Source organism: Algoriphagus sp. (assembly GCF_024305035.1).
Taxonomy (GTDB): Bacteria; Bacteroidota; Bacteroidia; order Cytophagales; family Cyclobacteriaceae; genus Algoriphagus.
On sequence record NZ_JAMWZB010000017.1, the window covers coordinates 1 to 24,005 of the forward strand.

General features: G+C 44.0%; 19 protein-coding genes and 1 pseudogene. 10 read left to right on the forward strand and 10 right to left on the reverse strand.

Annotation, left to right across the window (positions count from 1 at the left end; genetic code table 11):
* A pseudogene (locus tag Q0L00_RS11020) lies at positions 1 to 321 on the forward strand (hypothetical protein); the annotation flags it as partial.
* A 60-nt stretch (positions 322 to 381) separates the two neighbouring features.
* On the opposite strand, the gene Q0L00_RS11025 reads toward Q0L00_RS11020, so the two are convergent.
* Positions 382 to 1,113: a response regulator gene (locus Q0L00_RS11025; RefSeq protein WP_297336930.1), complete on the reverse strand. Its 732-nt coding sequence runs from the start codon at positions 1,111 to 1,113 to the stop codon at positions 382 to 384.
* 367 nt (positions 1,114 to 1,480) lie between these two features.
* Complete coding sequence (locus Q0L00_RS11030; RefSeq protein WP_297336931.1) at positions 1,481 to 4,426, reverse strand: FAD-binding and (Fe-S)-binding domain-containing protein; 2,946 nt, start codon at positions 4,424 to 4,426, stop codon at positions 1,481 to 1,483.
* A 126-nt stretch (positions 4,427 to 4,552) separates the two neighbouring features.
* On the opposite strand from Q0L00_RS11030, the gene Q0L00_RS11035 reads away from it, so the two are divergent.
* Entirely contained in the window at positions 4,553 to 4,810 is a 258-nt protein-coding gene (locus tag Q0L00_RS11035; RefSeq protein ID WP_297336932.1) for a DUF3784 domain-containing protein, read from the forward strand.
* 348 nt (positions 4,811 to 5,158) lie between these two features.
* Entirely contained in the window at positions 5,159 to 5,929 is a 771-nt protein-coding gene (locus tag Q0L00_RS11040) for a YdcF family protein (protein WP_297336933.1), read from the forward strand.
* 55 nt (positions 5,930 to 5,984) lie between these two features.
* Here Q0L00_RS11040 and Q0L00_RS11045 read toward each other — a convergent pair whose 3' ends face one another.
* From Q0L00_RS11045 to Q0L00_RS11065, 5 genes are all read right to left on the reverse strand, one after another.
* A complete protein-coding gene (locus Q0L00_RS11045) occupies positions 5,985 to 7,286 on the reverse strand; it encodes a type II toxin-antitoxin system HipA family toxin (RefSeq protein ID WP_297336934.1) in 1,302 nt (433 codons plus the stop codon).
* Positions 7,280 to 7,618 (reverse strand): helix-turn-helix transcriptional regulator, encoded by a 339-nt coding sequence (locus Q0L00_RS11050; RefSeq protein ID WP_297336935.1) that lies wholly within the window; start codon positions 7,616 to 7,618, stop codon positions 7,280 to 7,282. The genes Q0L00_RS11045 and Q0L00_RS11050 overlap by 7 nt, the downstream gene beginning before the upstream one ends.
* A gap of 230 nt (positions 7,619 to 7,848) precedes the next feature.
* A complete protein-coding gene (locus tag Q0L00_RS11055; protein ID WP_297336936.1) occupies positions 7,849 to 11,721 on the reverse strand; it encodes an AAA domain-containing protein in 3,873 nt (1,290 codons plus the stop codon).
* Positions 11,722 to 12,534 (reverse strand): SDR family oxidoreductase, encoded by an 813-nt coding sequence (locus Q0L00_RS11060; RefSeq protein ID WP_297336937.1) that lies wholly within the window; start codon positions 12,532 to 12,534, stop codon positions 11,722 to 11,724. It lies immediately after the preceding gene.
* A gap of 110 nt (positions 12,535 to 12,644) precedes the next feature.
* On the reverse strand, positions 12,645 to 13,802 hold the full coding sequence (locus Q0L00_RS11065; RefSeq protein WP_297336938.1) for a DUF4221 family protein: 1,158 nt from the start codon (positions 13,800 to 13,802) through the stop codon (positions 12,645 to 12,647).
* A gap of 79 nt (positions 13,803 to 13,881) precedes the next feature.
* On the opposite strand from Q0L00_RS11065, the gene rlmD reads away from it, so the two are divergent.
* Complete coding sequence (rlmD, locus tag Q0L00_RS11070) at positions 13,882 to 15,288, forward strand: 23S rRNA (uracil(1939)-C(5))-methyltransferase RlmD (protein WP_297336939.1); 1,407 nt, start codon at positions 13,882 to 13,884, stop codon at positions 15,286 to 15,288.
* Entirely contained in the window at positions 15,285 to 15,662 is a 378-nt protein-coding gene (locus Q0L00_RS11075) for a hypothetical protein (protein ID WP_297336940.1), read from the forward strand. The genes rlmD and Q0L00_RS11075 overlap by 4 nt, the downstream gene beginning before the upstream one ends.
* A 1,236-nt stretch (positions 15,663 to 16,898) precedes the next feature.
* On the opposite strand, the gene thiL is transcribed toward Q0L00_RS11075, so the two are convergent.
* Positions 16,899 to 17,927, reverse strand: coding sequence for a thiamine-phosphate kinase (gene thiL, locus Q0L00_RS11080; RefSeq protein ID WP_297336941.1), 1,029 nt, complete (start codon positions 17,925 to 17,927; stop codon positions 16,899 to 16,901).
* Positions 17,928 to 18,100: 173 nt separating this feature from the next.
* Entirely contained in the window at positions 18,101 to 18,502 is a 402-nt protein-coding gene (gene mce, locus Q0L00_RS11085; protein WP_297336942.1) for a methylmalonyl-CoA epimerase, read from the reverse strand.
* 91 nt (positions 18,503 to 18,593) lie between these two features.
* On the opposite strand from mce, the gene Q0L00_RS11090 reads away from it, so the two are divergent.
* From Q0L00_RS11090 to Q0L00_RS11105, 4 genes are all read left to right on the forward strand, one after another.
* Positions 18,594 to 18,920, forward strand: a complete 327-nt coding sequence (locus Q0L00_RS11090) for an iron-sulfur cluster assembly accessory protein (RefSeq protein ID WP_297336943.1) — start codon at positions 18,594 to 18,596, stop codon at positions 18,918 to 18,920.
* A gap of 127 nt (positions 18,921 to 19,047) precedes the next feature.
* A complete protein-coding gene (gene gcvT / locus Q0L00_RS11095; RefSeq protein ID WP_297336944.1) occupies positions 19,048 to 20,142 on the forward strand; it encodes a glycine cleavage system aminomethyltransferase GcvT in 1,095 nt (364 codons plus the stop codon).
* Positions 20,139 to 20,843, forward strand: a complete 705-nt coding sequence (locus tag Q0L00_RS11100) for a 2-phosphosulfolactate phosphatase (RefSeq protein ID WP_297336945.1) — start codon at positions 20,139 to 20,141, stop codon at positions 20,841 to 20,843. Before gcvT ends, Q0L00_RS11100 begins: the two co-directional genes overlap by 4 nt.
* A 77-nt stretch (positions 20,844 to 20,920) precedes the next feature.
* On the forward strand, positions 20,921 to 22,462 hold the full coding sequence (locus tag Q0L00_RS11105) for a M81 family metallopeptidase (protein WP_297337019.1): 1,542 nt from the start codon (positions 20,921 to 20,923) through the stop codon (positions 22,460 to 22,462).
* A gap of 58 nt (positions 22,463 to 22,520) precedes the next feature.
* On the opposite strand, the gene Q0L00_RS11110 is transcribed toward Q0L00_RS11105, so the two are convergent.
* Positions 22,521 to 22,868 (reverse strand): nucleotide pyrophosphohydrolase, encoded by a 348-nt coding sequence (locus tag Q0L00_RS11110; RefSeq protein WP_297336946.1) that lies wholly within the window; start codon positions 22,866 to 22,868, stop codon positions 22,521 to 22,523.
* Positions 22,869 to 22,945: 77 nt separating this feature from the next.
* Between Q0L00_RS11110 and Q0L00_RS11115 the strand changes: the two genes are divergently transcribed.
* Positions 22,946 to 23,986 carry a zinc-dependent alcohol dehydrogenase family protein gene (locus Q0L00_RS11115; RefSeq protein ID WP_297336947.1) on the forward strand — a complete coding sequence of 347 codons (1,041 nt, stop codon included), beginning with the start codon at positions 22,946 to 22,948 and terminating at the stop codon, positions 23,984 to 23,986.
* The last annotated feature ends 19 nt before the right edge of the window (positions 23,987 to 24,005 follow it).

The following is a 24,005-nucleotide window of genomic DNA, read 5'->3' on the forward strand; positions in this document are numbered from 1 at the left end:
AGAATCAAGGAACTCAAGGATGATTTTGGGCTGGAAAGTTTTTGCTTACAGGATTTCTGGGCAACAGAAGCCTCGTTCAGATTCATCATGGTAGCTTATAACCTCATGAGTCTATTCCGTCATTTTGCGCTTAACCATCATAATCGGGCAACCTTAAAAACACTGAAATCCTATTGCTTTGCATTAGGGGCATGGAAGGTAAATCATGCCAATAAGCAGGTATTGAAAATCTCATTACCTGCCAAAAAGAGGCCTTGGATGAACGGGATATTTTCCCAAATTCAAAATCTCAGTCCTCCTTTCAATTATTCTAATGCATAATTCGGGTTAAAAAAGTAAAACAACGGTATAGAAAAGGGATTTTACCAAAAACTGCTCCATCTACAGCGTTTTGATATGGTTTATCAGCCAAGAATACTGGTTTCTGCTCAGGGGAATTCGCTTACCCGAAATATGGACTTCATTGGAATCGATGGCTTCGATGTAGGTCAGGTTGATCAGGTAAGATTTATGAATTCGGGCGAATTGCTTTTGGTCGAGTTTACTTTCTAACTCCTTTAAAATGGCTCGGATTACAAATTTTTTATCCTGTGTGTACACCTTTGTATAATTCCCATCTGATTCAAAGTACAGAATATCCTTAAAAAACACCTTAACCAACAAGCCATTATTCCTCACAAAAAGGCAATCCTGTAGGATGAACTCCTCGGTAGAATTCTCCTGAGTTTTACTTTGCTCAGATTGAAAATTAGACAGAGCCATTTGAAGAGTCGCATGGATTTCCTTTTCTGAAAAAGGCTTTACTAGGTAACCGTAGGGCCGAACCTCTTTGGCCCGTTCAAGCGTAGTGGTGTCCGCATGGGAAGTCAAAAAAACAAAGGGGATTTTGAAGTTCTCATTGATATCGGCTGCTAAGTTTATTCCATCCTTCCCTCCCTTGATACGAATATCCAAAAGCACCAAATCCACGGCCTCCGAACCCAACACCTGTAAGGCTTCCCTAGCTGACATGACTAGGTCCACGACCTCATAGCCCATGGATTCCAAAATATCCCGAAGATCCTCTGCAATGATTACCTCATCCTCAACGATTAAAATTTTATGCTTTTCCAACGCTATGCTTTAATGGAACGCAATGGCGTCCAAAATAGTAAAATGAAAGACCCTGACTTTTGTTCGAACCAATTCCTTTGGGTTTGCATCAAGACTTTAGCTCCCACAAGGGTAATATTACACTGTTTTCTCAGATTTTTGTAAAGTTTAATTGTTCAACTTTTCAGAAACTGGTTCTGGAAGGGTAAAAAAGGCTTTAAGAAAATTGACTGCGGTACACTTCGATTCTCCTAGCTGCGCTCTATTTTTACTTAATTCACTAGTAGCTAATATCAACTAAGTAATCGAATTGTTTATGGAGTTAGTACCGGAAACCGGCTCAATCCAATTTCCCATCCACGAGTCCCACTGCCAAGAAAGCCTGCTGTTAGTTCGATAAAGCCTCCCAAAGAATCTCCACCGGATGTTGAGCCTTACGACCCGTTCCATCTGCAATTTGATGACGACAGGAAGTTCCCGGGGCAGCAATGAGGGTATCTGATTCTGCCTTTCGCACTGCCGGAAAGAGCACCAACTCCCCTACCTGTTGGGAAACTTCATAATGCTCCTTTTCATAGCCAAAGCTTCCTGCCATTCCACAGCAGCCACTTGGAATCGTTTCCACCGAATAGTTTGCGGGAAGAGAAAGGATCTTTTGGGTCCAAGTCAAGGAAGAAAGCGCCTTTTGATGGCAATGTCCGTGCAGCTTGATTTTTTGGGATTTAGCAGTAAAGGAGTCCGGGCTGATATTGCCGGCAACCACTTCCTGTCCGAGAAACTCGTCAATGAGCTTGACATGAAACTTGAGTTTCTTGGCCGCAGGAACCAATTCAGAGCTTACCAGTCGTGGATATTCATCCCGGAAACTCAAAATCGCCGAAGGCTCAAGCCCGATCAATGGGGTATTCCCATCGATAAGCGGTGAAAAAACCCGCACGTTGGCTTCAGCATGTTTTTTCGCTTTCAGCAAAAGGCCTTTCGATAATGCCGATCGCCCGCTTTCTTCATGATTCAAGATTTTAATTTCGTAGCCAAGTCTTTTCAAAAGCGAAATCGCCTTGATGCCGATTGCCGTATCGTTGTGATTGGTAAATTCATCCACAAAAAAGTAAATGGTCTTCATGATCTTTCCTGCACCAGGAAGTGATGCATAATTCTTTTTATACCATTTTCGAAGGCTAATGGGACTTATTTCCGGTAAATTCCTGCTTGGAGCAACGTGGAGTATGGATTTCATCACCCCGCTGGTGAAGGAGTTTTTCAGGAAGAAATTGGCTAGGAAAGGCACTTGTGAACCCCATTTATTGAGTTCATTGATGTAGGCAAAAGCTTTGGATCGAAGCGGAATGCCATGCGTTTTTTGGTATTGGTGGAGAAACTCCGCCTTCATACTCGCCATGTCCACATTTGAAGGACATTCGGCTGTACAACCCTTACAGCTGAGGCAAAGATCCAAGGCCTCCTTGATCTCAGGATGGTCAAAGGCATTCTCCTTTTTATCCATGGTTAAAAATTCCCGAAGGGTATTTGCTCTGCCTCGAACGGTATCTTTTTCATTTCGGGTGGCCATAAAGCTAGGGCACATGGTCCCTCCTGAACCGGGAAGCTTACGGCAATCTCCCGAACCATTGCATTTTTCGGCCATGCGAAGGATTCCACCGACAGGCGAAAAATCGAGCATCGTGGAATGCTCGGGAGTTTTCATCTCAGGCTCGTATCTAAGGAATTGATTCATTGGCGCAGCATCCACGATTTTACCCGGATTGAAAATGTTTCTCGGATCCCAAGTGTACTTGATCCGGCGAAAAAGCTCGTAATTGGCTTCGCCTACCATCAGGGGAATAAAAGCGGCCCGAACCCGACCATCTCCATGTTCCCCAGACAAGGAACCCTGATACTTCTTCACCAATTCAGCAGAAGCCTTGGATATGTGGTAAAAATCGGCTACCCCTTGGCATGTCTTTAGATCCAAAACCGGTCGAAGGTGAATCTCACCCGCTCCGGCATGCGCATAATGGACCGGCTTCTGATTGAAAGCCAGCATCATCTCATCAAACTCAGCAATATAGTCCGCTAAGTCATCAATATCCACAGCCGTATCCTCAATACAGGCAACCGCTTTGGGATCTCCGGGAATATTGGCCAATAAACCCAAACCCGCTGCCCGAAGAGCCCAAGCTGAGGCTACTTTTTCCGGCTCGATGATGGGATAGGCATAGCCCAGTTTGGCTTTTTTCAAGTCTTCGACTAAGGCCTCACCTTTTCCCATTGCTTCCTGGAGCGTTTTTCCCCGAAACTCAATCATTAAAATCGCCTCGGGATCCCCTTCGACGAAATAGCGATTTTTGGAATACTCGATGCTTTCTTTAGTACAGTCCAGAATAATTTTATCCATGAGTTCCACCGCAGTGGCCGGATGCTTCATGGCCACCTGGGCAGACTTCATGCTTTCGTGAATGCTTTCAAAATGTGCAGCCACTACGATTTCCACAGGATCAGGAAGCGGATCGAGACTGATTTTGATTTCAGTAGTGAAGGCCAAAGTCCCTTCCGATCCGGCTAACAACTTACAGAAATTGAATTTTTCCTTTCCTTCGAAAAGCTCCGCTTTCAGCAATTCATCCACTGCATAGCCTGTATTTCGGCGATGGATGGATTTTTTGGGAAATTGGGCATGAATTTCTTCCCGAATCTCCGGATTATTGAGTTCATCGAAGATCTGTCGGTACAATTGCCCTTCCAGATCCTTTTGCCCACATTTTCGGTCAAAATCATCTTGAGAAATCGATCCAAACACGACTTTACTCCCATCACTGAGAAAGGTAGTTAAAGAAATCACTTTGTCACGAGTTACCCCATAGACAATGGAGGTGGTTCCCGAAGAATTATTACCCACCATACCCCCAATCATCGCCCGATTGGCTGTGGAAGTGATCGGACTAAAAAAAAGACCGTGCGGTTTTAAAAAGCGGTTCAGCTCATCCCGAACTACCCCCGGCTGCACCCGAACCCAGCGCTCCTCCTTGTTGAATTCGAGAATTTGAGTGAAATGCTTCGAGACATCGACCACGATCCCATTGCCTACGCATTGACCGGCCAGGGAAGTGCCTGCCGTCCGGGGAATAAGGGAAGTTCCGTGCTCAGTGGCAAATTGAATGAGTTGTTGAATATCTGACTCTGACTGGGGAAAAGCAACAGCTAGGGGCATCTCCCGATAAACCGAAGCGTCGGTGGCATACAGCGTCCGGGTGAGTCGGTCAAATTGCAAACTACCCTCCAATTGATGGGCTAATGTTTCCAAATGAGGGACTAGATTCGAATGGTTTGAAAGCATAGAGTAAAAATACAGATCCCCCAATAAAATAATAGCGGTAAAACCGAATTAGTAGAAAACTTGTTTTCAAAACGTTTTAACTATTTTAAAAGTAGACTTTGAAATCCAATTTTAAATCAGATGATCATGGGATCCATTCTATCCGGTGTGATTTTTTTGGCTGTCGGGCAATTCATTCGAGTTTATCCGGGGATTCTTGCCGGCTACAACAATCGCTCTGAAAAAGAGCGGGAAATCGCCGAGAAGAATAGATTACCCTTTTATGGCTTTTTGTTGTTTTCCGCCATGGGGGGAATTTCCTTGCATTCTTATGTCATATCTAGGTGGCTGGAATTTCCACACCTAAGCTCCAGCATTACCCTAATTGTTACTTTGTCGGGATGAATTAGCGCAATTGTTGGTGGACATTACCTGATAAGCAATAAACTCCGATAAGCTAAGTCTAAATTTTTCACTTCACGAGCAGTTTACAATACCTTCCCCTCCCTAAGGAGTTTTTTTCGTATTCATTTTGGATATTCTTCCAAACCTAAGGATTCATGTATGAGAAGGTAACCTAGGGTACCTCAAAATCATCAAACCTCCAATACCAATTTCCAGACCTCATTTGAATGAAAAAGACAGGAACGGGAATCTGCCGTTTACTTTTATTCCCATTTGGTTCCTGTACTTGGCAGTTCGAGTTTGAAAATTGCCCGTCCCCTCCTTTCTTTGCCTTAAATCCCAATCGAGATGTTCTTCTACCTTTCCCAGTTTCTGAGTTTTTTGGCTATGCCGCTGACGATCGTCCTGTTTTTGATCGTCTCTGGCGCAGTTTATATCCGTAAATCCTGGGGAAAAAAGCTACTTTGGGTAGGCATTGGACTCTTACTTTTTTTCACCAATCCCTTTCTTTCCAATCTCGCTTTAGTGGCTTGGGAACCTGAGTTCAAGTCTTTTGAAGAAATCGAAAATCACCAAATCGGCATTGTGCTGACCGGGGTAACCAATTTGAGTAAAACGGCAACCGACCGAACCTTTTTCAATAAAGGCGCCGATCGCATTACCCACGCCCTCCAACTCTATCGGCTAGGTAAAATTAAAAAAATCCTTATTACTGGCGGTCAGGGCCTCAATCCGGTCAATTCACAATCGGAAGCTGAATTATTGCAGCGGTTCTTGGTGATGACCGGTGTCCCGGAATCGGATATTCTCATTGAAGATCAAGCAAAAAATACGGCCCAAAATGCTCAGTTCACCAAAAACTTTTTGGAGAAAAATGGCATTTCCACCGACCAGGAGTTTGTGCTTATCACTTCAGCTTTTCATATGTATCGGGCCAAAGGTTGCTTTGACAAAGTGGGACTTAAAACCGTAACTTTTCCGACCGATTATTATTCCCATGACGTGAAATATGACTTTCCCGCTCTGTTTTTTCCTGATCCTTTTTCGTTGGAGTATTGGACCAAGTTGGTCAAGGAGTGGATCGGGATAGTCGTTTACACAGTGGTGGGCTATATGTGAGGAGCTTTTCGCCGTAGAGATTCTGAGGATTTGCCAGCCCCCTTGAAATCTTCCATTAGACCAAAAGCGTTTGCTGAATCGAATCGCGTAACTTCGGTTCTACCTGGACTTGATCGGCAAATTGATTCCATTTCTTAATTGCCGTCCTCACCTGTGTTATCTTTTCATCCGGCTTTTTGATATTCATCCTTCGGGCTACCTCCAAAAAATCATCCTCCCTTATTCTTTCCCGTTTTCCATTGACTTGAAGCGACTGACTACTTACCCAAAGGCTTCCGGGCCGGTATGCATGGCAAATATCATAAGCTGGAGAAAGGCTCCACTTTCCTCGCTGATCCATCAAAAAGGCAAAGTTTTTGGTATGGTCATCGCAATTTCGGGCCAGTACATTAAAGACCATTCGAAGGAACATTTGCTCGGCTTCCGGATAAGTCAACCGCAACATTCGCATGGTCTCAAAAACCTGCTCGTAGCTATAAGCCCCCACCTGATTAAAGTCAAAATGCCGAATACCGCAAAGACTCTGCATGTGGATTTTTTCTCCTGAATCGGTTCGGTCAAAGCGCTTGGTCATAAAATGTGCTCGGCCGTTTTCTTCAAAAAGTCTACAGGGATTCATTTGTATACCTGCCTCTAAGGCCATCAGGTAATAGGCCATCTCTACTTTTCCATAACCCGCACTCGAGCCAAACTGGGAATCATGGACCCCATCAAATTTGATGATCCAATACGAAAAACCCTTTGGCGCCTTCACTTGCCCACTCTTCACCTCCCCGGTTTTGGGATTGAAAGCGATCACCGCTTTGGCCCTTGCCCCACCAGCAGAGGTGCCGATTTTCAAAATATCCGCCAAAGCCTCCTCCTCTTGCTGAGAAATATCGGTTTGAAAATTTTCTTTGGCATTCAACACTTTTTGGGCGATTGTGACCAAACTATCCATTTCCAAAGCACTTGCCCGGGTGCTTTCATTTCGCAAAGCAGGTTTGATTTCCAATGCTCCCACTCCTCTTTTGCCAATGAAACAAAGTAATTCAACCGGATTCAAACTATCGGTCGGACGACCCTGTTGAACCAGCCAGGCATTGATGAGCTGATTTCCGTATTTATCAGGAAGCATGTCTGCCAATAGTCCCGGAAGTCCTTTAAACGTATCCATGCTGTCGTCTCGGGTACTGCGGGTCTCTGGAAAAGTATACAACCGATTCCCTTGAGATAAAGGCATCATTATGGGCGAAATATCCCATCCTGATCGTAGAAAACCACGATCAAATTCGAAGCTTGCGAGTCGTTTACTTTCATCCCAAAGCACCGCTCCGGCAAGTCGATCCCAAATCCAAATTTCTGCTGCTATTACCATTCTGATTGGCGATCATCTTCAGCAGTACTATCCGCATGCCTGACCCGCTGTCGCTGATTTTTCTTTTGGAGCTTGAGATATTCTAGCGGGCTGATCTGCTGCCGGCTTTCAAAAATCTCCAAAATCTGCAACTCACCCAAGACCCGTAAAACCTGAATCAACGTGATCAGATTTACGTTCTCACCCCGCTCTAGCAAACTCAGTGTAGATCGGCTGATCCCTGCCTCGGTAGCCAACTCATCCTGAGTCTTATTCATGCTTATCCGCTTCTTTTTGATGAAGTCTCCCATCATCTGCAGAATGGCCAAGTCTGAAAGTTGTTCGATATTCATGACTGATTAATCATACGTTATATTCAAAAATACTATTTTATGAATGATTTTTCAAACTTTACAGTATAAATAGGATAAATATTTTTTATTTTTACGAATGATTTCTAATTCATAATTAAACAATTATGAATATATTAAATTAAAAATCATACTTTATCAGAAATTTTGATAGTATAGACTTGATAAAAGTAACCTCCTTTCTTGAAAGCCTATTCATCCTCGGTTTTCACTTAGGAAGTTAGTATTCCTATTCTACTCCATTTCCACTCCCACTCCCACCCTTTTTCCTCCAATAAAATCGGATGATAGGCCATAGCTGCTTTGGCTGAGGGCGCATCAAAAAACCGTTGATCATCGGTTAAAATTGCTTTTTGATTGCCTTTAGCATCGGTAAAAAGTAAATCCATCACTGCAGAAGGGATTTCTTTGGAATAAGATGGATCGGATTTGATTAGGTATTTTTTCAAACTCCAATCCGATTCGAATCCTGCCACTTTCCACTCCGGAGCTGGAATATCACGGGCATGGCTTTGCACTTTGACCCAAGTCAAAAACTCCCTCAATAAGGCTAAACCCGGATTATGAAGTTGACCGGGACGAAAATCTTCTGGTTCGATAGAAGAAATGACATGCAGCATTTTTCTAGCCCGGGTTATCGCCACATTCAATCGGTTCTCGGCTCCTGATTTTCCCAAAAGCCCAAAATTGGTTACCAGCTTCCCTTCCCGGTTTGAAGCATAGCCCAAAGATAAAATTACCTGATCAAACTCATCCCCCTGAACATTCTCGATATTTCGTACTTTGAGCGTGGAATCCTGAAAACCCGCTTTCCAAAGCGTCTCTCGAATCAGCTCCATCTGAAAATAATTACCTGTCACAATTCCGATGGAATCGGTTGGAGCCTCTTTTCGGATCATCCTGACCCGATTCAGCACCGCCTCTGATTCCAGTCGATTGATTTGATTTTCCCAGATCCCGGCTACTTTTTCCCAGCAAAAGGGAGTCTTCCCAGCCTGAACAAGAGTATAATCGGGTAAGGTCTCCAAGCGACCTCCATAAAATTGGGTGTTCGAAAAATAAATCAATCCCGGGTCGGCCGAGCGGTAATGCCCTTTAAGCTGCAAATTTTCAAAAAAATGCCCCGCCAACTCGAGCAGAGACTCCGCTTCATGTTCCATTCCTTCTTCCCCACTTTCCCACTTCACCTGATAAAAATCAGAGGGCCGAAGTTGCTTCGAATCTCCTGCCACCACCACTTGCTTCCCTCTCAGCATCGCCGGCAATCCACGCTCGACCAGACACTGAGAGGCTTCATCAAAAATCACCAAATCAAATCCCTGATTTCTTGGAAATAGTGCAGAAACCGTCTCTGGGCTCCCTAGCCAGCAGGGAAGTACCCGAAAAATCTCTTCGGGAAATTCTTGGATCAATTTTCGGATAGGCCATTTTTGGCGTCTCTTACTCACCTGATGAAGCAGATTTCGATAGGTTAGTCGATTACCCAATCGGTTAAACTCCAGCTGCTCGGACACTTGTTCTCTGAGTCGAAGCAAGGCTAGATGCCGCGCATTCTTTCGCTTTTCAAGAATTGCTTTCCTGAGCTCCTCCATTTCATGGGTTAACCTTAGGGAACCCAGTTCTGTCAGTAAGGGATATCGCCGCTCGATTTCTCCGATCCAAGCCAGTCGCCAAGCCTTCCAAAAAATTGACTTAACTTCATCTTCGGCAGCATCAGGAAAGCCTTCGCTGAGTTTCTTTCCCAGTTCCTTGAATGCCCAACGTTCCAAAAATTGATCAAAACCCTGCAACTCTGAAAAAACGGCGGGCCAATTCGAAGGGTTATCTGGGAAAACACGGTCCAATCCCTTTTCCATCAAATCCAAAAATTGTGCTTCTGTCAACCAAAGTCGATAAGATAATACCTTGCCCCCCAACTGTTCAGCATAGGTTTGAATTGCGGCCAATGAAGATTGAAATTCTGAAAAGGCCAGGTTTTTCCAATCGGTTACCTGTTGAATTTCAGCCACCTCATCCCAGTTTTTTTTCAAGGCAAACAGCCGGTGAACTACTCGCAGCTCATCGGTAACTTGTCCGGTGGATTGGAATAAAAAAGAAGGGGGCAAATCCTTTTCCAGTTCCTGAATTTGGAGTCTTTCTTGGCATTCCTGCTGAAGTTCAAGTAAATTTTTAGTCTCAAAAGCCAATTGGTTTTGGGATAATACCCGGAAGGTGAGCGGAAACTTTGAGGAAGAAAATTTTGCTTGAAGCTTTCCGAAAAAGGTTTGTGAAAGTGGAATCAACTTAGCCAGTTCTTCCTCCAGCTTTTCAACATCTTTCTCCAAATCAAACTTCCATCCCGTGGAAAGTTCATTCGCCTGAACTAGGAATTGATGGATTTTATCCATGGATTTTTGCTCCTTCGGGTCAAAAAGGTAGCGAAACTCTTTTTCGGGATTGGAAAGCTGAGCCAAGCTGAATTGAAGTTGCTTGATTTTCTTCCAAAACTCCTGATCCGACCAGATTGCCTGCAAGACTACCTTCCCTTTGGCTCCTAAAAGAGCCTTGGGAAGATGAATTCGATGGTCTTCTAACTGAAGGAGTGCCGAAGAAATCTGGCTGAAATCCGAAGGCTGAACCACTGAAAATGAGATGCGCTTTTCCCAAAAGCCCCCTTGGAACTGACGTTGGTAGGCGGAGAAAATTCGAAAATCCTGCTCAAATTGTTTGGCCTGTTCCTCATTTAGTTGAAGCAATTTGGGATCAGAAAAAGACCGTCCAGTTAAATCCGCCTGGAGATAAAGTGCCTTAATGGGGATTCCTGCAGGTTGATCGTCAAAAAGAGCGGTACGCACCTCTTCAAATTTTCCGCTCAGTCTGGATATGGTCTTGGAAAGTAGGCTGAGCTCACGTTCCAGCTGAATGGCATCCATTCCACGATTTTGAACTTGATACGCTTCAACAGCTTGAATCTGATTTTGGATTTTCTCAAAAAGTAATTTTTGGTCTGCCTTAAAATCATGAACTAATCCCAAAAACTGACCAAAACCTGCCTTTTCCAATCGTTCAAAAACCACGTCCAAGGCAGCGCGCTTATGGGAAACTACAAGTACTTTTTTGCCGCGGGCGATGTAATCAGAGACTAAATTGGCAATCAATTGAGACTTACCTGTACCCGGAGGACCTTCAATTACCAGACTTTTCCCTTGACGAACTTTAATCAAAGCACTTTCCTGAGCGGCATCCAGCGGAAAAACAGGAAATAAATTTTCCTCCCGAATCGGTGCTTCGTTTTGGGCTGAACGAAAGTACTTTTCAAATAGCTCTTCTAGGGAGGATTCGGCATGCTCCTGCATCAAACCCTCATAATCTGAAAAAAGGAAACTCCCCTTTTGAGCGAATTGACCTAACAGGGCATAAGGTTTTAACCTGACTTTTCCTTCAGAAAACCGCTCCTGATCGATTGAAATCTGAGAATGAGGAAAAGGAAGAATTTGATCTTCCAGAAGATTGGATTGGACCTGAATGGCGAAATATTCAGGGATTAGTTGAGCTAGGGCGGTCCGAAATTCAAGCGCATTTTTGGGAAGATTTTCCAGGAGTTCATCGGAAAAGGATTCAGGCAATTGCGCTCTGGTTGCCTGTCTCCAAGCCAAAAGAAAGGCTGGATTCCATTGCCAATTCCCCTCAGAACTCAACTCCCAAAAGCCATTTTCTTTTATTAGCTGAACCGGTTTTAATAGTAAAGGACTACGAATAACCTGCCCGTTGATCAGTTTTCCTTCTGCAAAAAGCCAGGCTAAATACAGGCTTTGTTCACCGGTTTCCTCCTGGGTCAACTGATCCCGAAACGCCATTCGGGAAAGTGTTTTGGAAACCTGATTGGCGGCTGCAGCGCGAGGGTCAAGATCGGGAGCAAGCTTAACTTTCTTTTGAGGTTCAATGGATTTTCGAAGGATCTCAAAGGCAGGCTCCCCAATCAAAAAATCAAAATCCCGAAGGTCCAGCATTCCATATCCCTCCAACTTCGGCAAATACAGAGACCTATTTCTGGAAGTCAGGTCGGTCAGCCGATTAAGATAGGTTTGGAATACGGATTCGGGCATTTACGTAAAGGGAGAGTCTTTTTCTTTGGCCATCTGATTATACACAATTCCATCGAGAATTCCGGGAATCCATTTATTGAGAAATACAGCCAATTTTCCTTGCCCGGTAAGCACAATAGCTCGTTTTCGTCGAATCGTTGCCTTCAAAATATGCTCAGCCACTTCTTGGGAAGTCATCATTTTCTGTTCATTTCGAGGAGATTCACCCTGAGAAGAACCATCGGCCGTTAGTGCCGTATTCCGAATATTGGAAGCGGTGAACCCGGGAGCTACAACCAAAACATGGACTCCTTTTTTCATGACCTCGGTACGTAAGGCTTCAAAAAACCCATTCATGGCATATTTACTTGCAGTGTAGGCCGTCCGGGCAGGCGTACCTCGGTAGCCATTGATCGAAGAGATCCCGATAATGGAGCCCTTAGAGGCTAAAATTGCTGGAAGACAAAATTTGGTCGCATAGACTGTTCCCCAAAAATTGGTATCCATCACCTTACGAAAGACCTCCAAATCCAAGTCCTCAAAAAGGGCCCGCATGGAAATCCCTGCATTGTTGATTAAAATATCTATTCGACCATAGTGGGATAGCGTTTCTTTGGCCATTCTTTCATTATCGCTTTCCGAACCTGCATCTGCTAAAATGGGGAGTATTGCTATGTTTTTTGATTGCAGTTTGCCAGTCGTTTGTTCCAATTTCTGCGGATTTCTGCCTGTGATCGCAATTTTGGCTCCCTGTCTACCAAATACTTCTGCACAGGCCTCTCCGATTCCTGAAGTGGCTCCGGTAATGAGGACGACTTTATCTTTGAATTTCATGCTAGAAAATTAGAAGGTAAAGATAGGAATTAGCCTTGAAAACCCATTTTCATACGAGATGATATACACTTCTTCGATCAGGTGAAGAAGAAAGGAGAAACGAAGGTGCATTAGTTTCGAATCGTGATTTTTTTGAAAATCAACCTGTCCTCCAACGAATCAAAGGAAACAAAAAACCCATCTTTTAAAACCATCAAATCATAAGGGTTGAGTTTCGAATTCAAGGGTATTTCAATTTCTTCCAATCTGGTATTATTTTCTGAAATTCGTAGTAAGGTTTTCTGATTGGGGCCACCGGATTGATTATCCAGCATCTTGGAAATTGATTCTTCGGTGTATTTTTTATAGAAAACTCTCCAAATTTCCTTTCTGATTGGATCATAGTTGACTGAAAAATAAAAATCTGTACCCAATTGAAAAGCCTTTCCCCTATCGGTTTGCCGCTCCGTAAAATCAATAAAATTAAGGTCTTCCCTTAACCTGCTTCCCATCCATTGGAAGGGTTTCATTTTCTTGGTTTGGATATCCAAAAGGAAAATAGAATCAGAAAGCGGAAAACTTACCAGGTATTGCCCGAGTGCCTTGTAGGGTGAAATACTGGGAATAATCTGTTCGGGTCCTCCAAAAAATTCACCACTTTTATAGGAATTAGGGAATCCTAACAAGCTTGAACATTCCCCTGAAATTAAATCAAGTTCAACTAAGAGGTTTTCTTTTTGATAGCCCGTTAAAAATGGATCAACATCAGGGATAACCGGGATATAAAGGGCGTTTCCCACTTTAAAAATCCGTGATTTTGAACTACTCCAAGGTAATACGGAATTCTCATCAGGCCTATTGCCTGAGCTATGCTTTATTCTGTAAGATTGAAGTACTCTTCCTGAAGAATCAGCCAAGGAAACCCGATATTGGTACCTGTCAATCAAAAAAATAGAATCGTAAGAATGGAAATAAAATTCAGTCACATTTCCCACCCCATGTGGTCCTTCATTCTCAAATTCAAGCGTTAAATCAAGCGTAGAATCATTCAATGAGTTAATGAAGAGGTAATTGGGATTGGAGGAAAAGTAATTCATTCTAATGAGATGTGCTTCGCCTGATGCGTCTTCCCAGAGTTGTGTCAAAAGCGCAAAATTGGTTGATTTGGCATGGATTGGAATTTGTCTCTCCTCATTAAATTCTAAAAATGATTCTGTCCTATCCACTCGGTTGGTCCTTGTCTCTCCACAAGCACACAAAGCTAAAAGTACAAAAACCAGCCCCTTCATCTTTTTATAATTAGTAAGAGGCCTAAGTTACTGTTTATACCGATTATTCAAATCCCCTTTTTTCCCTAATTTTGCGCCCATGTCGAGAAAAATGAAAAATAAGGTCATTACCGATCTAGTGATCGAGCGCATCGCTTCAGAGGGCAAATGTGTCGGACATCATGAGGGCAAGGTGGTTTTTGTCAATCAAGTGGCCCCAGGTGATGTGGTGGATGTTCGGATTACCCGGGGAAAAAGCTCTTTTATGGAAGGAGAGGCCGTTCATTTTCATGAATACTCCAAAGACCGAGTCGAACCGTTTTGTTCTCATTTCGGGACTTGCGGGGGGTGCAAATGGCAGCACATCAATTATGAGTTGCAAAAAAACTACAAACGGCAACAAGTCGTGGATCAATTTGAGCGAATAGCCAAAGTTCCCATTCCTGAGGTGCTTCCCATTTTAGGTTCCGAAAAGACCCAATATTACCGCAATAAACTTGACTTTACTTTTTCCAATAAAAAATGGTTGACCCTGGATCAAATTCGATCCGGAGAAGACTTTGACCGGAATGCACTGGGATTTCATATCCCAAAGATGTTTGACAAAATCATTGACATCGAGCACTGTTATCTCCAAGGCGGAATCTCCAATGATCTTAGAAATCAACTCCGAGCCTTTGCCTTAGCCAATTCGTTGAGCTTCTATGACATCCGGGAGCAAGTGGGCTTATTGAGAAACCTGATCATCCGAACCACCTCCACTGCCCAAACCATGGTGATTGTCCAATTCGGAGAAAATGATTCGCAAGGAATCGAATTGGTCATGAAATTTTTGAACGCTAAATTCCCCGAAATCACTTCCTTACTTTATGTCATTAACACCAAAGGAAACGAGACCTTCCATGATTTGGAATTGGTGACTTTTGCTGGAAAAGATTACATCGAAGAAGAAATGGAAGGCTTAACCTTCCGGATCGGTCCCAAATCTTTTTACCAAACCAATTCGGAACAAGCCTACGAATTGTACAAAGTAGCCCGTGATTTTGCACAGCTGAAGGGCGATGAAGTGGTTTATGACCTTTACACCGGCACCGGAACGATTGCCAACTTTGTGGCCAAAAAAGCCAAGCAGGTGATCGGAGTTGAATACGTGGAAGCGGCCATTGAGGACGCCAAACTCAATTCCCAAATCAACGGAATCGAAAACACTCGTTTTTATGCCGGGGATATGAAAGATGTCCTCAAGGAGGAGTTTATCCAGCAACATGCAGCTCCGGACGTGATTATCACCGATCCGCCCAGAGCCGGGATGCACGAAGACGTGGTGAATATGCTGGTTCGACTTGCCGCACCAACGATCGTTTATGTATCCTGCAATCCTGCCACGCAGGCCAGAGACATTGCCCTGTTGGGAGAAAAGTACCAAGTGGAACGAATTCAGCCCGTGGATATGTTTCCCCAGACCTATCACGTAGAAAATGTTGTACGCTTAACACTCAAATCATGATTTCAGATTTCAACGATCCCGAACTCAGCGGAAAATACTTAGGTACCATCACGAGTGATTTTGTGAAAATAGCTGAGGTGCTCAAAGAAGCCTCTTATCAGGTGCGCTCCCGTGGTTTTTCGGATTATCCGATTTTTCCGATCTCGAAAGAAATGCAACCTATCGGGAAAATTTTCTTGGGAAAGGCGGAGAAAAATCTCGACTGGAACTACTTCATTACCTACGTGGACGAGTTTGTACAGCGAAAATTGATTGCCGAAGAGTCTTTGCCTGAGTTTGAGAAAGCCTACAAAGATCCGGATGAGTTTTGTTGCTTATTCGTCATTGATGGCGCCTTTACCAGCTTTGTCTATGTCCCTTATCCGGAGGAGTAAAATCAACCTTTAACTAGTTCATTCCCCGGAGTATCTAGAATCGCTAGGAACGCTATTTTTCGTCCCATTTTTTCCTTGGAATGTATCCATCCGAGCCACCCACCTGGTTTGATCGGATGGATAGATGAAATAAATGTTTCCAAGTTGGATTTGGAGAGTGGATGGATAGGTTTTTTAGAGTAGAGCATTAAAGAAATCCAAAGCGGCGTAAGGGCTAATAATTCTCTTTAAGCAGTTTTTTTGTGGCAGTACATTGAAAGGTATTTTGTTAGGCGTTGCCACTAAAAATCCCAAGGTTTTTAATCCCTCAGCTAGTAGTCCTAAGCATAGAGAAAGTGAAAAGGGTAAGCCCTTCAATGAATGGACTTTAAGTGACTTTATAAAATTAGGGAAGTGTAATTTTTGTAAAACACTTCTAGTTTGAGCGGCTAGTTATACAAAAAGACGGATTTCGTAATTCTTCAAATATCGGCTCTGGATCAGATTTTTTAAAATATCGGCTCTAGCTCAGATAATGTTGTTTACTTGCTCTTTTCATAGGTTTGTTTTTGTGGCAAACCTACAGCTGGTAGGGGAACTATGAAAGATATACTTGGTGGGGTGGATACCTTCTTCCAGAGGTAAAATGTACCTCGGTGAATCCCCAATTCACGGTAGTGTTCATTCACATCCCTACCGGACTCATACTCCTTGACAGCCTAGATGATCTGGTTTTCGGTAAATCTTGACTTTTTCATACAGTCTAAAGTTAGTGACTTTGTCCTCTTTTAAACTGTCCTATTTTTGGGGAAGCTTACACATCCTATACAGTCCCTACTGATTCCTACTCTAAGTTTATTGTTCTTGTACTTCGGTTCGCCCGACGAATAAAAAGTAGAATTGAAAAACGGATCGAACTTCCCACTATCAAGCTGAGTGAAGCCTCCCTTGGTACTCAGTAAGGAAGAGGTCCGTAGTTGGTCTAAAGCCCCTAGCTACTTAAGTATCGAATTCGGATCGGATTGTTCTATGGGTGTAGACTTCCCTGGTATTTCAAGAACCTAAAAAATCGAGGGCTTGGATTTTGTTAAACGTCCATCGTTAAGAAAATCAATTCTCTTGTGAACATTTTTAGCGAGGAACCAGCTTGTAGGGGAGATTCATGTCAAGGATGCAAAAGGCAAAAAAGACAAGTATCTCCCGCAAGCAGACCTATCCATTCGGGGAATTAAGCCTAAAATCTGGCTTTTCAATCCGTTAAAAATGCTTCCAACCTTGGGCTTTGAGCTGAACGGCGGTTCCACTTTTAGTGACCAGAAATTTACCTTCTTCCGGTTTTGAAATATGACCGATAAAGTGGATGTCGGGATGTTTCTCCAATTTTTTGAAATCTTTTTGATCAATTGTAAACAGCAATTCGTAATCCTCCCCCCCGTTCAGCACGCAGGTGATCGGGTCTAAATTCAGCTCCACAGCCGTATCAAAAGTTTGCTTATCAATGGGGAGCTTATCCTCATAAATGGTTGCTCCCACCTGGGAGGCTTTGCAGATATGAAAAATTTCCGAGGCCAGGCCGTCTGAGATATCCATCATGGAGGTTGGTTTGACTCCCAATTCGCGAAGTTCATGAATAATATCCATTCGTGCATCCGGCTTGAGTTGTCTTCCGGTGACAATTCCATATTTTTCCAGATCCGGCTTCATGTCGGGGTTGGCTAGGTAGACTTGCTTTTCTCGCTCTAAAATTTGCAAGCCGACCAAAGCACCTCCCAAATCACCGGTTGCACAAAGAATGTCATTTTCTTTGGCCCCGTTTCGATAGACAATTTGGTCTTTTTTGGCCTCGCCTATGGCTGTAATCGAAATAACTAACCCGCCTCTTGAAGCCGTCGTATCCCCTCCAACCAAGTCCACTCCGTAATGCTCACAAGCCGCATGAATTCCTGAATAAAGGGCATCCACTGCCTCCACTGAAAAACGATTGGACAGGGCAAGGGAAACAGTGATTTGTTTGGGAATCGCATTCATGGCTGCGATGTCAGAAATATTCACCGCTACTGCCTTAAAACCTACATGAGGAAGGGGTGCGTAGGATAAATCAAAGTGGACTCCTTCGAGTAGCAAATCAGTAGTCACCACTTTTACCCCCTCCCCTGCATCAATCACAGCGGCATCATCCCCTATCCCTTTGATGGTGGATGGGTTTTTGATCAGCACTTTTTCATTCAAATGATCAATGAGTCCAAACTCACCGATTTCGCTTATTTCTGTTCTTTTTTCTGACATGCTTAAACTTATTTGTTTCAATTCCCTGGTTTTGCCTTTTCTTTTAATGAAACTCTTGATTCAAACCTCCCTTGCACGCACTCCCCATTTTTAGGGTCATTTTGCGTCAATGGGTGGCCGAAGGTTTTTCAACTCTCCGCTTTTTGACTTTCACCCTTAGTTCTATTCAGCGATTACTTTTTTTCTTGGCAAAGCTCCACCAACACCCCATGGGTAGTTCGGGGATGCAAAAATACAACTAATTTATTGTCGGCTCCCTCCTTGGGCGTTTCATTTAGTATTTCAAAGCCTTCAGCCTTCAATCGTGCCACTTCAGCCTGTATATCCTCCACATCAAAAGCAATATGATGCACTCCGGGAGACTTTTTCTCCAAATATTTGGCGATGGCACTTTCAGGACGCGTGGCCTGTAACAATTCCACCTTGGTTTCACCGACTTGAAAAAATGAAGTTTCCACTGCCTCTCCTTCGACCCGTTCGGTTTTGAAATGTTTCTTTCCCAAAAGTTTGGCAAAAAGCGCATTGGATTCGTGTAAATCCTGAACCGCTATTCCGATATGTTCGATTTTCCTCATGGTTATAATTCGTATATTTGTCCGTGAATCTTTTTGGATGGCTGTTTGTTTCCCATCTGAAATCATTAAGAAGACGTAAAGATAAAAATATATGATCATCGTTTCTGAGAAAGCCAAAGAGCGAATTTTGGAGCTGAAAAAAGAAGAAGGCCGGGCTGAACATGAAAACATCCGCGTATCTGTCAAAGGAGGGGGATGCTCCGGATTGATGTATGATTTGGGTTTTGATGGAGATACGGTAGAAACCGACCATGTGTTTGAGGACAAAGGAATCAAAATCATCGTAGATCGAAAAAGTTTATTGTACCTGGCAGGAACTACGTTGGAGTTTTCCGATGGACTCAATGGTAAAGGATTTCAATTTGTCAATCCCAATGCCAGCCGAACCTGCGGGTGTGGAGAAAGTTTCTCAATATAAGGGGTCCTTCTTCGCTTGATACCATAAAGGCAATCCACTTGGGGTTGCCTTTTCTTTTTGTGTAAAACTCTGTTTCAAAATTAGCTCCATTCCTTACCTTTGCCTTTCGAAAAAACCGAACCCAAACATGGAAACCCCTATCAAAAATATCCCTCTAAATGATCTTCATGTCGCGCTAGGCGGCAAAATGGTGCCTTTTGCAGGTTACCATATGCCGGTACGCTATAGCTCAGATAATGAGGAGCACCTTTGTGTCAGAAATGGAGTCGGTGTTTTTGATGTTTCCCACATGGGTGAGTTTTTTGTGGAAGGCCCTCAGGCTCTAGCCTTAATTCAAAAAGTAACCTCCAATGACGCCTCAAAACTGGTCATTGGACAGGCGCAATATTCTTGCTTTCCCAATGAAAAGGGCGGAATTGTAGACGACTTGATCGTGTACAAATTCGAAGAAGAAAAATACCTGCTGGTCGTCAATGCCTCCAATATTGAAAAGGACTGGGCCTGGATCAATGCGCACAATACCATGGGTGCCCAACTGACCAATGCCTCGGATGAGTACTGTCTTTTTGCCGTGCAAGGTCCCAAAGCCATTGAGGCGGTTCAATCCCTCACTCCCGTCAATCTCTCGGAAATCAAATTCTATCACTTCACGCTCGGAGAATTCGCAGGAGTCCAGGAGGTCATTATCTCAGGAACCGGTTATACCGGTGCCGGAGGCTTTGAAATTTATGTGAAAAATGCAGATGCGGAAAAAGTATGGAAAGCAATTTTTGAAGCCGGAAAAGCTTTTGACATCAAGCCGATCGGTTTGGGAGCCAGAGATACCCTTCGAATGGAAATGGGGTATTGCCTTTATGGCAATGACATCACGGACGAAACCTCTCCTATTGAAGCTGGTTTAGGCTGGATCACCAAATTCACCAAAGATTTTATCAATTCCGAAGCCCTGAAAAAGCAAAAGGAAGAAGGGGTCTCCAGAAAATTAGTCGGATTTATCATGCAGGAAAGAGGGATTCCGAGAGGCCATTATCCAATCGTGGACGCTGAAGGCAATCCCATCGGAGAAGTCACCTCAGGAACTCAATCTCCGTCTATGGGGGTGGGCATTGGCCTAGGTTATGTCAAAACGGCTTTTAGTAAACCGGGAACGGAAATCTTTATCCAAGTCAGAAACAAAAACCTAAAAGCCCAAGTCGAAAAATTGCCGCTTTTCAACCGATGAATACCCTAGAAGTATGTTTCAGTCCGGAGTTGATTCATTTGCATGAGTTGCAAGGGAAAATTGTGGTGGTCGTAGATATTTTTCGAGCTACCTCCACGATGATCGCCGCCTTAGCCAATGGCATTGAAGAGATCAGTACCTTTGCTGATCTGGATGCTTGCAAAGAAATGAAGGCTCAGGGGTATTTGATTGCTGGGGAACGAAATGGGCAAACCCTGGAGGGCTTTGATCTGGGTAATTCTCCGGTGGCTTTTTTAAAATCTGATTTTTCCGGCCAAAAACTGGCCATGACCACGACAAATGGAACCTTGGCTATTTCCCAATCCAATTCGGCAGATGAAATTTTGATTGGGGCTTTCCCCAACTTATCGGCCACCATTACCTATCTCCAAAAGCAGAAAAAAGATGTGCTCATACACTGTGCAGGATGGAAAGGGAGATTCAATCTGGAAGACTCACTCTATGCGGGTGCTTTGATCAAATCCTTGGAATCAAGCCATCAGGCTGATGAAGATGGGGCTTTGGCCATGAAATCCCTTTTTGAAAAAGAAGGACACCAGATGAAGGCTTATTTGAGCCAAGCTTCCCACGCCAAGCGGCTACAAAACCACGGAATTGAGCAGGATATTGATTTTTGCCTGACCTTGGATTTGTATGAGCTGGTGGGAAAAGTGGAAAATGGAAAAGTAAGCGCATGCTAGGGTAAACTCCTCTGCTTTTGGTTGAGAATTTTCCAAAAAATGCTGGTAATTTACCCCTTCAATCCAACCCGTCCATGATGAAGAATCTGCTAGGCATTGCCCTGATCCTACTTTTGATTTCCTGTCACCAGGAAAAAAAGCTTCCTAAAATAGCCATAGCTGGCTTGGCAATCGAGTCCAGTACCTTTTCTCCTGCCCGATCTACAGCTGAATCCTTCAAAGCCAGAACCGGCCCGGCGGTATTTGATTACTACCCTTTTTTAGCTGACAGTAGCCAAAACAGAGCAAGAGCCCACTGGTTCCCTACGTTACGCGGACATGCAATTCCGGGCGGAATGGTTACCCGGGATGCCTATGATTCCTTGGTGAAAATCACGCTGGAAATGCTGAAAGAAAATCTACCCTACGATGGGTTGTTTTTTGACATTCACGGAGCAATGAGCGTGGAAGGACTCGATGATCCTGAAGGCGACTTTATCCGAAAAGTACGAGCCATTATCGGTACAGAAACCCTGATTTCCACCTCCATGGATTTACACGGGAACGTTTCTAGAACCTTGGCAGAGCATACCGACCTGATTACTTGCTACCGCATGGCTCCCCATGAGGATGCCATGGAATCCAAGCAACGTGCAGTCGAAAATCTCTTGGATCGTTTGGAATCTGGAAAAGGAAAACCAGCCTACAAAGCCTGGATTCCAGTTCCCATTTTACTCCCCGGAGAAAAAACCAGTACGCGAATCGAACCCGGAAAATCACTTTATGCCCAAGTGGATCCCCAGACCCAAAAGGAAGGCGTCATTGACGCGGCTATCTGGATTGGATATGCCTGGGCCGATGAACCCCGAAATCATGCCGTGGTCATGGTCACCGGTGATGATGAAAATCAGGTGAAAGAAAGTGCCGAATACTTGGCAAAAAGCTTTTGGGAGGTACGAAATGAGTTCGAATTTGTTGCTCCGGTGGCCTATTTGGATGAAAGTCTGGAAATGGCTTTGACCAGTGATCAGAAGCCATTCGTGATTTCAGATATGGGAGACAACCCTACTGCCGGCGGTGCAGGGGATGTCACTTGGACTTTAAATGAACTGCTAAAACGTCCCGAATTTCAATCCGAATCGGGTCCAGAGTTGATTTATGCCTCTATTCCTGGGCCTGAATTAATTCAGAAAGCCAAAAATGCTCCAATCGGAGAAGAAATTTCGGGAAAGGTCGGAGCTATGGTCGATGACCGGTTCGCACCCCCCATTGAACTGAAAGGCAAACTCCTGGCTTTAAAGGAAGGAGATACCGATGCAAAAACAGAGGCCGTGGTCCAAGTGGGCTCGCTCAAAGTAATCGTCACCGAACAGCGAAAACCCTATCACCAGGAACATGATTTTACTGATTTGGGATTAAACCCAAGAGAAACGGATATCCTGGTAGTCAAAATTGGGTACTTGGTCCCTGAATTATATGAATTGCGAGGAGACTGGATTATGGCCTTAACTCCCGGGGGTGTAGATCAGGATTTAGAGCGGTTGGGCTACCAACGGATTCAGCGCCCGATGTTTCCACTCGATCCGGATATGGCCGACCCTGATTTGTCAGTTAGATGGATTAAGGCTTCTAACGATTGATAAGCTGAAGCGATTTGAATCAACAGGCTGTCTTGGGATAAACCGTAAGACAGCCTTTTTATTTCAGCTTTTCGTTTTCTTTATGCCGGTCAGCATCCCTAATCGTTTTCTTTTTCAGATTTTTGTGGAAAGCAGTAGTCAAATCCACCCCGGTCTGATTAGCCAAGCAAATCAAAACCCACAGAATATCTGCCATTTCATCTCCCAGTTCCTTTCCTTTATCCGACTCTTTAAAAGACTGCTCTCCATAGGTTCGGGACATCAGCCGGGCCAATTCCCCTACTTCCTCCATAAGGATGGTCATATTGGTGAGCTCGTTAAAATAGCGAACCCCCACTGTTTTGATCCAATGATCCACTTGATTTTGAGCTTCCGAAATAGTCAGCTCTTTATTTTCACCATTCATCCTGATTCTGTTAAATACCCGATAAATTAACTAAGAAAAAGTCGAAGGGATTGGGTAATTTTCTAAAAAAAGAAGAGATGAAGGCATTGATGTACGAGCAATTTCAGGCTAGGCCAACCATCCAAACCCTAAATGATCCCAAACTGAGTGAGGATGGAGTCATCATCGAAGTAAAGGCTACCGGCCTTTGCCGCTCAGACTGGCATGGATGGATGGGCCATGATCAGGATATTGAGCTGCCTCATGTCCCGGGTCATGAATTTTCAGGGCTGATCGTTGAGGTAGGAAAACTGGTGAAAAAATGGAAACCCGGCGACCGGGTGACTGTTCCCTTTGTGTGTGCTTGTGGCGTCTGTCCTACTTGCCATTCAGGGAATCAGCAGGTCTGCAATGATCAATTTCAGCCGGGTTTTACCCATTGGGGATCGTTTGCTGAATTCGTCAAAATCGATCGAGCCGATACGAATTTGGTGGCATTGCCGGAAGAAATAAGCTTCGATACGGCTGCGAGTTTGGGTTGTCGCTTCGCAACTTCTTTCCGGGCAATTGTCGATCAGGGAAAAGTAAGTGCTGGCCAATGGGTAGCTGTATTTGGCTGTGGTGGAGTGGGCCTCTCGGCCATTATGATTGCCAAAGCAGTTGGGGCAAGAGTGATCGGTATTGACATTTCGGCGAATCAGCTCAACTTAGCCAAAGCCCTAGGAGCTGACTTCTTGATCAATTCAAAAGAAACCACAGAGGTGGCAGCAAGCATTTTAGAACTCACCAAAGGAGGAGTTCAGGTTTCCATAGATGCTTTGGGAAATAGCCGGGTGGCTTATCAATCCGTAAGTAGCCTTCAAAAAAGAGGAAAACATATTCAAGTAGGATTACTGTTGGATACCGAAAAAGACACCTTGCTTCCCATGAATTTGGTCATTGCCAAGGAACTGGAAATTGTAGGAAGTCATGGCATGCAGGCTTGGAGATATCCGGAAATGATCCGCATGATCCTAACAGACAAATTACATCCAGAGAAATTAATTGGGAAAACGATTAGCTTAGAACAAGCCGTTGATGCCCTACCTGCCATGAACCGCTTCGAAAGTGAAGGAATCACCCTAATTAATCAATTTTAAACCTAAATAAACCCCTTCA